Below are 13,420 nucleotides of genomic sequence, written 5' to 3'. Positions count from 1 at the left end.
TTACATCGGACTTCATCGTTGCGTACATCTTCTTGAGCAATGGTTCAACGAGCCCCATCTACCAATCCAAAGTTGTCGCTACATACGCTTCAGCGAATTCGAGCTTTTCGTCATCGGCCCGAGATACCGCGGCACATTGCCCTCTGTGTATTCCGCGAGCCTATCCTCTATGGCGGCCTCAATCCGGCGCACCATTCCTTTGTCTTCAGTGATAAAGCCAAAGGGAATTGGCACCGGATGCAGGTCGGGCTGGACTAGGTGGTAGACAACAATCGCAAACGAATCCACAAGGCTCACAATCTCAAGCGCTGACAGTGCATCGGACTCTATAAAGCTATGAAGGACCGACTCAGCCTCTTTGCATTCGTTAAAAGCTCGGCGTCGCGCCTGGTCGTCGTGCTGATCGGCCAGCGGGATGAGTAGTCTCGGGCTGAAGACTGACTTCTCCTTCCCACTGGCCTTCAATGTTGCAGAACCAACAAACGTGCTCAATGCCTGACTGTGGCGCGAACACTTGCCCCACAAACCATGGGCAGCCGGGGCCAGCCAAGTTAGCGTAACAGGCTCATTGGCATCTTCGCTCGCAAGTCGTTTCGCATATTTGGATAGGAGGTATTCCGCTCGATCCCAGTTGCGCGTTATCTGTAGAGCACCGTAGATCGGTTCTATTTCGGCCTGACCCGCTCTGAAAGTTGCAATCGATGCTTGCGCAGCCTTGCTTAGATCGAGGACGCCAGTCGAGAGAATGTCTAGCGTATGCTGATCGCCTATTCTGTCAGCAAAGGCAACCAACGTTTCGATATTGCGCCGCCCTACAAGTCCTGCCACCTGGAGACTTCGCTGGGCGATGTAAAGATCTTCCTCGGGCAGCCCGGCATGCTCTGCGAACCCAAAGTTCATCGTCTCCAAGTCGAGGCAGTAAGCTTCTGCAAACCGGATATAACCCTCCCGCTCTTTCCGAACCTGGCTGACTTTGTACAGCTCAGGCACCTGCATTTCGTCTACCTGACCACAAAGCTCACCGGACCGATAGATTTTGAATAGATTGTGCTGAAACGCTCGCTCTGCACCCGCCACGGATTCGGCGCGCATAGCAGGATCTGCGCTCAGAACTACAGAGCACCTCGGGGTCTCTAAGCGATGCTTCTTATGCTCGACGAAGGAGTAGGCGAGTAGATCGAATGCAAGAGTCTTCCGGTACTCCTTGCGCCCTTTAACGATAGGGGTTTCACCACCGCCAGCGAACAGTCTCAGCCCCTTTTCGGTAAGCGCCACGCGTCCATCAGCGGCGAGGGTCAGTTCGCCTTGCTGCAAGTACGGCAAGAGAGCGGTACTGACCTCCTTCGGCGTGAACCCGAAAAAACGGGCAATGTCCGCAGGCGGTAGTGCTGAGACCCTCAACAGTCGTAACAGGAACTCTGGAACAAAAGGCAACCCGCCCTGCTCAACTAGGGTGTACTCAATACGGAACTGCTGAACCGGGACGCTGATATCAACCTCAAACAAACGAAGCTCATTCGTAGTCATTTTGCAGCTCCTTTTGCCGGAATGATTGCATAGCCGGTTTTGTGCTGACGCTCTCGAATGAACGTACAGACCCTACCCAGCGGCAACTCCGCATTTCTCCCAGCCCACATTCGCATATCCCCGACCACTACTAGCCGATCCATTGCTCTGGATAGAGCTACGTTCACCCGGTTAGATGAGCGTAGGAACCCAGGGGACTGGTCCGCGCACGAGCGCGTAAGTGAAATTATCACGATGCGATTTTCCTTTCCCTGGTAGCTATCCACCGTGTCTATTTTGACCAATCGCTTAAATGCATCCGGCCAGTTCTGTTCCGCAAACTTTCGTCGCATTAGCTTCTTCTGATCGCCGTACATGCAAATGATGCCGATTGCAGGCTCTTGCGTACGGCTCATCTCATCAATGAGCCCATCGGAAAACTCAGTCTGCTGTTCGATCTCCTTGAGCATCTGCATGATCGCGTCTACTTCGGCGTGGTTGATCAAGCTCATGCTGCCATTGGGCGATTGATGGAATGCCCTGCTGCCAAGGGTGCCAGTGTCCAACCAGCCGCACACCTGCTCCAGACAACCAGGAGCAAGGTCGAAATGTTCTGGTATGAGCCGTTCACCTGTCTCCAGCAGCCCCTGGTAGAAAACCTCCGAGACCATATCGCCGATTGGGGGCTGCATCCGATATTGGGTTTTAAGCGTGGCGCTAGCCAACTGCCCGTAAGGGGACTCGAATGCCCTCTCGAAGTCGCTGCGCATGATGTGCTGGAACTCCCCAGAGGTCGTGTGGAGCTCCAACGACCTGGCGATGGCTTTCTTGTGCTCATCTTCATAGAAAGGCGGTAACTGCCGGTGGTCTCCTACAAGGAGTACTCGCCGACCAACCTGCATGGCGATCGCTAGTTCTGTTGGCGAGGAACGGGCAGCTTCATCGATAATCACCCAGTCAAATCTGCCGTCAGCAAGCTTGAGGTGGTTCAAGCCAATACCGACACAGGTGCCGCACACCAAAGTGCGGGTTCTCACCAAAAACTCATCGTAGTTGGCCTTTTCGCTGCCCATGCGCTCAAGCATGTCGTCGGAGAGCGTAATCAACGCCAGACAGCGTTTCAGTTCATGGCTACGAATGCCGAAGTCACTGGCTATCTTGTTCTGGACTTGCTCCAACCACATTAGGGGGGCGCCCTCCTCGTCAACCTCAACCTCGAAGTCATGGCGCATCAACTCTAGGAGCTCGGAGCGCATCTCGCCCAAAGTCACCGAATTGTCGTTTCCGGTCGTTTCGTAACTTTCTTCCGACTCCAAGTCGGCAGTTAGTCGAGCAAGACCTTTCACAAGTCCACCAACTTTCTGCAGGACGGTGACCAACCGCTCGAGAAAGGCAGCGCTCACGCCAAGGGATGGGGCCATGAGACTCAGCCGATGCGCCATCTCGGCGCGAAATGACTCGCGCTGCTGGCTAACGATAGAGCGGGAGTAAACATCCCGTAGTTCGTCAGAAACAACCTGCTCTCTATTGCTGAACCGCACCACATCGAGGTCAGTATTGAGTTTTCGACAGTGGGAGCGAATACGCTCAGCTGCGGTGTTCACCGCTTCGTGCGATTGACTGGTAAGCAAAATATTTCGTGCACCAACCTCACTGATTAGGTAATGGCTGAACGCAGCGATGAATTCGGTCTTACCGGTACCGGGCGGCCCCTGCAGTAAGCCAAGAGGTCCAGTGCTGACGAGCCGCGCAAATGCTTCCTTCTGTGCGTCATTCAGTCCGACGGTGGTGCCGTCAGGAGCCTGACGCTCATACATTCTGAAGTGATGTTCTGTCGGCGGTTCATTGAATCGCTCGGGTTTCGCATCGCACTCCTCGTCAAAATAGTCGATAAGATTCGGGACGACTGACAGGCGTTGCAGCATGCGTTCAGTCGCGCGCTTGCGACGTGAAAAGGAGGTTCGGGTCGACCGCGATTGCAAGAACAGCTGGTCGTCAACTTTAATGCCTTTGGCCTGCTTCGATAGAGCCAAATAGATCTCCGACTGGGTGCTTAGACGGATATTGACTGCGCCCAAATCGATTGTCTTACCGTCCCTCCGCCTTGAGAGATAAACCGTTTCATCTGAATCGAATGATTCGAGGACCTCCCTCTCCGCCGAATACGGAATCAGCAGCCCGACCCCATCTTTGTGCACCCTGGGCGCATCAGCAACCTCAACACTTGGTAAGGCCTCAGTCTCGGTCTCCAGAATCGCCTTCCATACTTTGGTTACCGGGTATGGCTTGCGGGATGGTTCCGAGGGAGCTAGATCGGTGCCCTCCTCTAATACCGCATCAACGACCGGTCCGGGTCCGGATGGTTCTTCGTCATCTTGCTCGAGGAGAGCTGCACGAAAGTCGTTGAGGATACTGATTGCCAGGTCGCCAAAACCCGACTGCTGCTCCATGAAGCCAGTCAGTGTGGCTAGATTGGAATATCGGCAGACGGAAACCTTGATGTTAACGTCGACTTCAAAGTCGGCATCTTGGACCTCGCGCTGCCGAACACTGTCCTGCACCCTCGGCCCAAAAGCTTTGATGAACACTCTTGTGGCGGGATCGTAGGTGGCACGGAACGCGCCACCAATACCATCGAAGCTTACGACCAGAAGCTTCGGGTCCTGCCTATCCGAGGTAATCTTGATGTATAGCCGGCCGTTATCGGGGTAGATGGTAAACCCCTCAACCTCATCTCGGCTTGCGATATCGATTGCGATTGATGGGCGAGCCTTGGGTGGATTACTCGCGTCTTCAAGAGCGTCCCGAAATCGCTCGATAGAGATGAATCCTGACTCGCTTTGCCGCTCCTGGTCGATTGCTGCTCTGAGGTCGGGAATATCAGCATCGCTAGGTTCATCCCAGTCCATCCCTAGTAGCTCGACCGTCATGCGCATGACAGCAAAATTGTCTCGCTCAATGACGGTACAGTTCTCTAAGAGTGGGCTGTATCGATGATTGAACGGCTGGGTGCCAGAGGCGCATAAGTCAGGCATGTCCAGCAGGTAGACAGCATAGGAGGCCGGATCGCCGGCAGTAACGCATACTTTCACGTTCTCAGGGTGGATATCACCGTGACTTACCTGCTGCTCGTGAAGACATTCAACCGCAGCTATTAGCTTCCGGGCCACGATGAAGGCGGTATCGCGTTCAAGCTTCTGCAGCCCGCTCCAGTCGCATCCTTCGACATGGCGCTGTATCAGAAACGGCGTCCCGCCTTTACCGTATCCAAAACTTTCGATCTCCGGTAGGAATTCATAGCCACTCTTTTGCAACAACTCGAGCCGCTCAAAGAATGCAAGCAGCATAGACCCTTCACCGCCAGAGACTGAGTTGGCGTGAAGGGTCGGCCATATCTTGACTACGTGAGAACCTGACCGATACACCTCCTTGACCTCGGAGTCGACAAGCTCATCTTCTACCGGAAAAACCTTGTAGGGGACGAATCCGCTCGACCCGAAGCGCTCCAGAACGCTGTGATCAAATTCGAATGCCCCATCAATTCTTGGCGTGTCCCGGTTCAATGCGTCGAGCAGCGCAGCAGCGTCGGGGTAACGGTCGGCAGGGTCAATCTCCATAGCCCGAAGAAGTACTGCAGCGTACCAATCGTCCGAGCTACTTAGCTCACGGCGCGCGCTCTCAATGTGCGTGATCTCAAACTTGAGCGGAAGCGCGGTCGCCGTGATGAGATGCCAGCACATGAGACCAAGCGCGAAGACATCCCGTTGAAACGGTGTTCCCCGATAAACATCAGGGTTGGTGTCCTCTGGCATGCAGATTGCGCCGATGCTCAGCTGGTCACGACGTGGACCGACCGTTCCTGCTGGCTGGTGATATGCGGCGATAAAATTTGACAGCGAGATACTGCTGTCCGGTGAAAACCAAATGCTATGGTCACCGAGATCGCGGTGAGCGACTTTGAACCCATGCATAAGCGAGAACTGCGCGACCAAGACCTTTACTAACCGTATCCGGCCAGACTGATCGAACTGCCCCACATAGCGATGGATGAATTCGTTTAGACGATAGTGCTCCGAAGGCAACTCACAAAGCTCGGAATACTCTTGGGTCACAGAGTCCCTTGAAGGATTTTTCATCGGCCGAAGGCAGCGTCTACCCAGGTCCAAGTCCCGGTTACTCAGATAGACCAACACGTCACGTTCACGTGAAAGGATTTTGAATCGCCCCTCCGGCGTTTTGGCATCCAGATCATCGAGCTTGGAGAAATCCCAAAGACGCAGCAGCGCACGCTCGTCTTTGTTGTTGTCGTTCTTCGCCTGGTGCTCGACATACACCTTAGCAGGGTGCTCGAAAATCAGTTCCTGAGCCCTGAAACCATCAACGATCAGCTCTTTCGGCTTCGTATTCCCTTTGTTGAGCAAGCGATCGAACACGTCGAAATGCTGATTCAGCCCCTGCTGAGCCGGGTGCGGCCGGAACCGTTTGTTGTATTGACCCTCGTTCGCGAGCGTCAAGAAGTCCGTAAGCGTCAGAACGTGGTTGAGTTCATTGTCGGGTAAGTCGGCAAAGGTGCAATCGCCGGTGAGGACAACGCAAAACTGAATGTTAGGTACGCGGTTGTCTGGGAAACTCGACTTGATAGCTTGGAGCTTCCTTTGCAGCAGAAAGAGCTTGTTCTGAGTTACGGCAACCGGTGAGCGCCCGCGTTCGCTGCCGTTCTGGTACCACTTCCCGCCGCTGTATGTGATTTCCCCGTGCCAGTGTTTCAGCTCTACGATAAGCACGTTCTTGTGGGTCACAATAACAAGGTCAAACTCACCCTCTGCGCCTCGAGCGTCCGCAAAACGGAAACCCGCATATCCGCACCAGGGCCACATCCCTCCCGTCCCGGCGGCAAGAGCCTTCAACTGCTGAGCCATCCCCCCCTTCGCTGTGGATAACCTATTGGACGGTTCGGAGCCCTTGAAGGTTTTCTCCATGGCCTCGATGGCAGCAACTTCGTGGCGCAGAAGGCCACCTTCCCAGTACACGACCTCCATATCCTCAAACTCCAAATTCGTAAGCGAGAAACGTGCTTCAAAAGACCATTTGCGCGCCTTGGCATTCGCGTCAGGATCACTTGAATTAAGTGATGCATTATCATGTTTGAAGTGGCCAAAGGGTCAAGGCCCTTCTGCTCTCTAGGATTAGGGGAGAGGCGCCGAAGTGGCCAGCAAAAGCATTCAATTCGAAAAATTCTCAGTCCTACATAACCGTAATGACATCAACACCAAGAAGGTTCGTCCCATGTCATTACAGTGCCCTCGCTGTCATTCCCCCAAAGTTGCCTCTTTCCATCACGCCATGAAAATCGGGGCTGCCATCGGCACCGTAGGCGGTGCAGCCCGTGGCGTCAGCGCAGCTTTAGCAGGTGGTCAGGGTGGCGCGCTTATCGGCGCTATCGCCGGGCCCGTCGGCATCACCCTCGGCTCAGTGTCAGGTGCCATCCTAGGCGGCCTGGCCGGCGGTGTCGGCGGCTGTGCGCTCGGCGCCCAACTGGGTGAGTCGCTCGATCGCCACGTGCTTGCCAACAACCTCTGCCTCGCCTGCAATCATCGCTTCAACCTACCAGCCTAATCCTCTTACAAAATTCTTCGGCCAGTGCTGCGCTCGCGCAGCACTTATGCCAGCACGCCCAAAGGAATCACTCCCATGGCTCATCTCGTCGAACAAATGGCCTACGTTGGCGCTACCCCTTGGCATGGTCTGGGTAACCGCCTGACGCAAAAGCAACCACTCGAAGTCTGGCAACGCGAAGCTGGCATGAACTGGCAGATTCAGGAAAGTCCAGTTCACTTCAAGGCAGACACTGTCGGTAACCTCGGCACGATTCACTCCTTTCCGGAACAGAAGGTGCTGTATCGCTCCGACACCAAGGCCCCCTTGTCGGTAGTTTCCAACCGCTACCAGGTTGTGCAGCCTCGTGAGGTGCTGGAGTTCTACCGGGACCTGACTGAGGTCTCAGGCTACGAGTTGGAAACAGCTGGGATACTCAAAGGTGGCCGCAAGTTCTGGGCTCTGGCCAGGACGGGGCAGACAACCGCACTGAAGGGTAATGATCAGGTGAATGGCTATCTTCTACTAGCAACCTCCTGCGACGGCACCCTGGCCACCACCGCCACTCCGACAACAGTGCGCGTGGTCTGCAACAATACCCTGACCATATCCCTGAATGGCGCTACCCGCGCGATCAAGGTGCCACACAACACCCGCTTTGATTCGCAGGCCGTGAAGAAGCAACTTGGCATCGCTGTCTCGCAATGGGATGAGTTTATGTACCGCATGCGCGCACTGGCGGAACGCAAAGTGCAGTGGCATGAAGCCATGGGCTTCTTTATGAATGTGCTGTGTGACGTCAACCCAAACAGCCCCATGCCGGAAGTGCTTCCGAATGAGCGAGCCCTGCGTAAGGTTCAAAGCCTGTACGAAGGCCAAGGTCGTGGAGCGACGCTCGAATCAGCTCAAGGCACTGCGTGGGGCTTGCTCAACGCAGTGACCGAGTACGTCGATCACGAACGACGTGCCCGAAGTACTGAATACCGCATGGACTCCGCGTGGTTTGGGGCCGGCGGAGCCCTCAAAGAGCGCGCACTGAACGCAGCACTGCAACTCGCCGCCTAGCCACACTCACCTACTCAACTATTAAAGCGCCTGGACAGCTCCTGCTGGCCGGGCGCTTTTTATGCCGGATAGGAAAACATCATGGAAACGCAAACGCTGCAACAATCCTGCAGTAAACCCCGCCCTGCCTTGCGCCTGGTGGGAACCAAACAACTCCCTCGCGAGGACTGGCTGGCCGTGCGCAAACAAGGCATTGGCAGCTCGGATGCCGCCGCTGCCGTAGGGCTCAATCCTTACAAATCCCAGCTGGAACTGTGGCTGGAGAAAACCGGTCGTGACACCTCACTGCCCAAACTCGATCCGCAGGATGAAGAGAGCCCAGCGTACTGGGGCAACATCCTGGAACCGATTGTGGCGACCCACTACACCCAGCGCACCGGCAACCGGGTACGGCGAGTCAATGCCGTGTTGCAGCATCCTGATCCTCAACTGCCGTGGATGCTGGCCAACATCGACCGCGAGGTCATCGGCGCTAACGCTGTACAGATCCTTGAATGCAAGACTGCCGGCATCAACGGCGCACGCCTCTGGAAAGAGGGTGTGCCGGAGTATGTGCAGTTGCAAGTGATGCACCAGCTGGCCGTGACGGGTAAACAGGCAGCGGATGTCGCGGTGCTGCTCGGTGGTCAGCACCTGGAGATCCATCGCATCGAACGCGACGATTCGATGATTGCTCGGCTGATCGACCTGGAGCGGCTGTTCTGGGATTACGTGGTCAGTGATACCCCGCCACCGGCCGATGGTACTGCCTCCGCCGAGGCGGCGTTACGCTGCCTCTACCCCGAGGACAACGGTCAGACCTTGGATTTCAGCCAGCACACGGAGCTGGTCAGCACCTACCGGGAACTCAAGGCTGTGCGTCAGAGCATTGCCCAGCAGGAGACGAGAGAGGCGCAGCTCAAGCAAGTCCTGCAGCAGGCCATGGGCGAAGCCACCCGTGCGGAATTTACCGAAGGCTATATCAGCTGGAAGAAGTCCAAAGACAGCATTGGTCTGGATGTCGAACAGATGCTCAAGGACAAACCCTATCTGCAGATCCGCTACAGCAAGGCCCGCGAAGGCAGTCGCCGCTTTCTGATCGCCTGAATACACCCCCTCACTCAAGCCACCCGGACCGTTCATGTCCCGGTGGCTTTTTTATTTTCAGATGCAGGAGAACCATCATGCTCAAAGGTCTGGCCATCACCCCGCCCGTGCTCGGGCGCATTTCCATCGGCAAGGTCGTCGAGAAAAACGGTAAGCGTCTTCCCGAGAAGGACGATCAACTCACCCTCACCTCGCAGGTACAAAATCGCGACGGCTGGTTGCTGCACCCTCTTAATGAAGAGCTGCGCCATGGCCAGGACGGCAAGTTGCGCAACATTCCCATCCATTTGCTGTTCAACGAGCCCGATCTGAATTTTCGCGCCGACTACAGTTTTTTCGACCGTACCAGCGGCCGGCCGCTGTGCGTCGGCAATGGTGACACCTGCAAGCGCTTGACCAAGGACGGCATCCAGACGCTGCCCTGCCCTTCGCCGGATGGCTGCTCATTGGCCCAAGGCCATGCCTGCAAGCCCTATGGCCGGCTGAACGTGGTGATTGGCGATGATGACCCGCTGGGCAGTTTTGTCTTCCGTACCACCGGCTTCAACAGCATCCGCACCCTGGCGGCACGCCTGCAGTACTTCCAGGCCATCTCCGGTAACCGCCTGGCCTGCCTGCCGCTGGAGCTGCGTTTGCGCGGCAAATCCACCCGGCAGAGCCATGGCACACCGATTTTCTACGTCGATATCACTGTACGCAGTGGACTGAGCATGGATGACGCATTGCTCGCGGCTAAGCAACTGGATGAGGCCCGGCAGGCCTCAGGTTTTGACCAACCGGCCTTGGATCGCGCAGCCCGGCAGGGCTTTAACAATGGAGCCTTTGAAGATAGCGAGGAAGACAGCGGCGTTATCGTCGAGGAGTTCTTCCCCAAAGCTGAAGATCAGCCCAGCCCTATAGAGTCCCAGGCCCAACTGGCAGCGCCTGCCAAACCTTCACTCGCCCATAAGCTGGAGTCGCAAGTCATGCGACATAACGGCAAGGCCACCGTTCAGTAACCGGATTGCTCACCCCCCCACCGTTCTCACGCATACGCACAGGAATACACGCATGAAATATCACAAGCTTGTAGCCGGTGAAACGACCGGTACCTATGTCATGGAGACTCCAGTCACCGAAGCTGACATCCTGCAGATGGCTCAACAACTGGCGATGAGTCGCCTGTCTAAAGGCCGAGCGCTGACTGAGCCGAAGCAGGTTTTTAGTCACCTGCAAACACTGCTGCAGTACCATGAGTATGAAGTCTTTGCCTTGCTAATGCTTGATGCCAAGCACCGGGTGATAGGTTTCAGAGAACTGTTCAGAGGCACGCTGGATGGTGCCAGCGTGTATCCACGGGAAGTGGTGAAGATCGCTTTAGAGCACAACGCGGCGGCCGTAATCCTGGTTCATAACCATCCCTCCGGCGACCCAGAGCCTAGCCAGGCCGATCGCACATTGACCACCACCCTCAAGAACGCACTTAACTTGGTCGGTACCCGGATATTGGATCATGTGGTGGTGGGTCATGACGGCTGCGTGTCGTTGGCTGAACGGGGGTATCTGTAACCGAAAGGCCCAGACACTCCGTCCGATAGACTGGCATCACGTTCAGCTTGCGTGCTGTATCTTCAGTCGAATGCAGCGGGGTTAATTGGATAGGTCTCATACTCAGGGAAAGCCGCAGTCAAGCGGCTTTCCCTGAGTAGCTCCTATTGATGTTCTTTTTTTGCCGGTCAGGCAGAATCTGCAGCCCGATAGGACTTAAACCAGACAATGATGAAATTACTCAACACCTACGACGACCGCGACGAAGCCGAGGAAGCTGCTGAGAAGCTGACTGGCGACAAGCGCTTGGCCAGCGAACGCGACGCCACCGTGGTCATCTACAACCTGTTCGGCATTCCCAGCTGGGGAAATTTCCATCGGCTAGGAATGTACAACCTGAGCGCGCTGAAAAACCTACTTGACTGCCGTGCTACCTGGAATCAAACCAACAGAACTCAACACGCCGAGATCGTCTCCACATTGAAAACAGTGTCTAAGAACTACGGAATAGAAGTACCTGAACATTGGCTATGACAGCAAATATCAGTGGTTCTCAATTTACTCACGAAAAATATCCACCTTGGTTTCAAGGCACTTTCGCAGGCTCAAGTCGTTCGCTCCCACCTCAAACCAACCACCCGGCTTTTGATAAAAATCCAACCCTCGCCCGATTTTGATAACCCAACCGTTGTCCAGGCGGACTTCCCGATCGTGCAAGTTAGGGTTGAGTTTGACCTCAAGCTCCACATCCATCTCGAGCAAGCTCTGCTTCAACTCTTCCAGCTTCTCTGCAATATCGGCTAGCTGCGTGTTGTCGTCGTATCCGGTAATGAGGCTGATCTTCTTCACCGTTCCGGCCTTTAAGACGCACTCACAAAAGCGAACGAAATTCTGGATCTGGTGCTGAAGGCGAATGTACGGGTCTTCAATGACGACCGTCTTTGCTCCTCGCAGGTAGGGGCCAATGATCGACTCGTAGCTGTGGCCGACGTCACCGTACATAATCGTGAAGTGCTTATCCAACAACTCGTCTTGAACAACAACAGGGGTGACGTCAGGGGGAGCTGCTTCGACTTTGCTGACAGGTTCCGGCACCCGTGGCTCTTGTATAGCCTCTGTCGCAACGTCACGCGCAGGTGCAAGTTTGTCGTTGAGCTGCCGTCTTAACGGTTGCTGTGTAGCTGCGGCATCCTTCGATTCAGGGCAATAGATAACAACCTCTTGCCCCTGCGCATTAAGGAATGAGAGATCGATGCGCGCAAACTCATCATCGGGTTTGCGTTTATTCATCTGCTCCTTCACACGTCGACGGCACTCAACTGCATAGGCAACATATTCTTCGAACTCCTCATCGGTCGGAGAACCGGTAGGGTGAAGAATTTTCAGGAAGGCACAGACGGTCTTCTTGATGCCTTTTTCATCGCGGCCCTCAACACTCTTGCCAAGTCGGATGCGTTTGCTGACTTCTTCGTACCGATTGGTGTGCTTGAACTGGTAGTGAAATGCTTCCGCTAGGTAGTCGGTAATGAACCCATAGCTACTGGTTAGAAATTCACTGCTGTTCTTGGGCATTTCCCAGCCAGGTATGTAGGCTGCAAATCGATCCATGATCGCCAAGTCAAACTCAGCGGGCAACGGTTGGAAAAGATCATGCTCAACCGAGTTAACTACTTGGCTAACGGATAGATCGAAATTGCCAACAAAGCTAAGGCTGGCATCAGCGATCACTTCAGCGCCACGCGAAAAGCGACCATTCGCCATGAAATCTTTCATGATTTGAATGGTGTCCGGATCTTTGACTTTGATGCCGCCTACTTCGTCGAAAGCCACGGTATCCCAAAACCCAACCAGACCAACCTTACGGCGTGCGTTGTTGTAGAACAGCGCCGACTTGGTCGCCTGTCCACCTGAAATCAATGTGGCGTAGGGCGAAAATTCACTGAAGAAATACGACTTCCCAGTGCCGCGTGGCCCAAGCTCAATGTAGTTGTAATTTGGTTCGACGAGGGCAGCCAGGCGCGCAATAAAGTGCATGCACACGCGCTTTGACAGCTTTGTTGGCTCCAGGCCAACGGTGCGCAAAATCGCCGCAATCCACTCGTCACGGGTGAACTGAGTACGACCATCACAGTAGCGGTCAAAATCAAAGCGGCTGATCTGGATGGGGCGCAGGTCTTCAATATAAAACGCGTAGTCGTCTTCTTCGATCGCGTTATGTGCCAACGTCACCTCAGCCCAAATTCCGCCCTCCAGTAGGCGGTCATTGTCACGATAGAACTTCTCGCCAATAGCGATACGCTGTGAATTGAAGTTCTCCAATGAGGCCCAGTGGCGCTTTTCCTTCTCGACATACCGAACATGGACCTTGTCGATAAAGCGATGCTTGCCTTTGGTTGCCACCTTTGACTGCGCGGCATTGGCCTCGTCAGGCTTTACATAGTTGTCTTGTAGGCTGGCGAGCACCGCCTCCATGCCCGCATCCATTTCGGCCTGATCATCACTCGCACAAAAGCGCGCAAGCAAAAACTCCAGCACGAAGGTAGGGACGTTGGTTCCCTTCTTAATCCGATGGAGTAAATCCTTGCGCAGTACCTTGCCATCAAAGGTGGCGGTAAGCTTTTGGTCGAGCTCATTCATCGTT

General features: G+C 54.9%; 9 protein-coding genes. 6 read left to right on the top strand and 3 right to left on the bottom strand.

The features are described from left to right. Window positions 1-78: 78 nt before the first annotated feature. Complete coding sequence (locus tag JFT63_RS16140; RefSeq protein WP_095027065.1) at window positions 79-1,527, bottom strand: hypothetical protein; 1,449 nt, start codon at window positions 1,525-1,527, stop codon at window positions 79-81. Further along, window positions 1,524-6,545 carry an AAA domain-containing protein gene (locus JFT63_RS16135; RefSeq protein WP_198844300.1) on the bottom strand — a complete coding sequence of 1,674 codons (5,022 nt, stop codon included), beginning with the start codon at window positions 6,543-6,545 and terminating at the stop codon, window positions 1,524-1,526. The genes JFT63_RS16140 and JFT63_RS16135 overlap by 4 nt, the downstream gene beginning before the upstream one ends. Window positions 6,546-6,792: 247 nt before the next feature. Here JFT63_RS16135 and JFT63_RS16130 point away from each other — a divergent pair, with 247 nt between their 5' ends. From JFT63_RS16130 to JFT63_RS16105, 6 genes are all read left to right on the top strand, one after another. Beyond that, the gene (locus tag JFT63_RS16130) at window positions 6,793-7,122 is read left to right on the top strand and encodes a hypothetical protein (RefSeq protein WP_198844312.1); all 330 of its coding nucleotides are present in this window, start codon (window positions 6,793-6,795) and stop codon (window positions 7,120-7,122) included. Window positions 7,123-7,197: 75 nt separating this feature from the next. Beyond that, window positions 7,198-8,166 (top strand): DUF932 domain-containing protein, encoded by a 969-nt coding sequence (locus tag JFT63_RS16125; protein WP_095027063.1) that lies wholly within the window; start codon window positions 7,198-7,200, stop codon window positions 8,164-8,166. A gap of 81 nt (window positions 8,167-8,247) precedes the next feature. Continuing rightward, window positions 8,248-9,252, top strand: a complete 1,005-nt coding sequence (locus JFT63_RS16120) for a YqaJ viral recombinase family nuclease (protein WP_095027062.1) — start codon at window positions 8,248-8,250, stop codon at window positions 9,250-9,252. Between the two features lie 77 nt (window positions 9,253-9,329). Then, window positions 9,330-10,250 carry a recombination directionality factor gene (locus JFT63_RS16115; protein ID WP_198844299.1) on the top strand — a complete coding sequence of 307 codons (921 nt, stop codon included), beginning with the start codon at window positions 9,330-9,332 and terminating at the stop codon, window positions 10,248-10,250. 52 nt (window positions 10,251-10,302) lie between these two features. Continuing rightward, window positions 10,303-10,800 carry a RadC family protein gene (radC, locus tag JFT63_RS16110; RefSeq protein WP_095027060.1) on the top strand — a complete coding sequence of 166 codons (498 nt, stop codon included), beginning with the start codon at window positions 10,303-10,305 and terminating at the stop codon, window positions 10,798-10,800. Between the two features lie 210 nt (window positions 10,801-11,010). Then, on the top strand, window positions 11,011-11,313 hold the full coding sequence (locus JFT63_RS16105; protein ID WP_095027078.1) for a hypothetical protein: 303 nt from the start codon (window positions 11,011-11,013) through the stop codon (window positions 11,311-11,313). A 24-nt stretch (window positions 11,314-11,337) separates the two neighbouring features. Here the strand turns inward: JFT63_RS16105 and brxL are convergent, their stop codons facing one another. Beyond that, entirely contained in the window at window positions 11,338-13,416 is a 2,079-nt protein-coding gene (brxL, locus tag JFT63_RS16100) for a BREX system Lon protease-like protein BrxL (RefSeq protein WP_095027059.1), read from the bottom strand. Window positions 13,417-13,420 lie beyond the last annotated feature (4 nt).

Source organism: Pseudomonas sp. MF7453 (assembly GCF_016405455.1).
Classification (GTDB): domain Bacteria; phylum Pseudomonadota; class Gammaproteobacteria; order Pseudomonadales; family Pseudomonadaceae; genus Aquipseudomonas; species Aquipseudomonas paralactis.
Note: the sequence above shows the minus strand (reverse complement) of the source record. Positions and strands in the feature narration are given on the sequence as shown.

Bases quoted from the DNA above. Each gene is read 5' to 3' on its own strand.
- JFT63_RS16140 (WP_095027065.1), bottom strand. From the start codon at position 1,527: ATGACTACGAATGAGCTTCGTTTGTTTGAGGTTGATATCAGCGTCCCG.
- JFT63_RS16135 (WP_198844300.1), bottom strand. From the start codon at position 6,545: ATGGAGGTCGTGTACTGGGAAGGTGGCCTTCTGCGCCACGAAGTTGCT.
- JFT63_RS16130 (WP_198844312.1), top strand. From the start codon at position 6,793: ATGTCATTACAGTGCCCTCGCTGTCATTCCCCCAAAGTTGCCTCTTTC.
- JFT63_RS16125 (WP_095027063.1), top strand. From the start codon at position 7,198: ATGGCTCATCTCGTCGAACAAATGGCCTACGTTGGCGCTACCCCTTGG.
- JFT63_RS16120 (WP_095027062.1), top strand. From the start codon at position 8,248: ATGGAAACGCAAACGCTGCAACAATCCTGCAGTAAACCCCGCCCTGCC.
- JFT63_RS16115 (WP_198844299.1), top strand. From the start codon at position 9,330: ATGCTCAAAGGTCTGGCCATCACCCCGCCCGTGCTCGGGCGCATTTCC.
- radC (WP_095027060.1), top strand. From the start codon at position 10,303: ATGAAATATCACAAGCTTGTAGCCGGTGAAACGACCGGTACCTATGTC.
- JFT63_RS16105 (WP_095027078.1), top strand. From the start codon at position 11,011: ATGAAATTACTCAACACCTACGACGACCGCGACGAAGCCGAGGAAGCT.
- brxL (WP_095027059.1), bottom strand. From the start codon at position 13,416: ATGAATGAGCTCGACCAAAAGCTTACCGCCACCTTTGATGGCAAGGTA.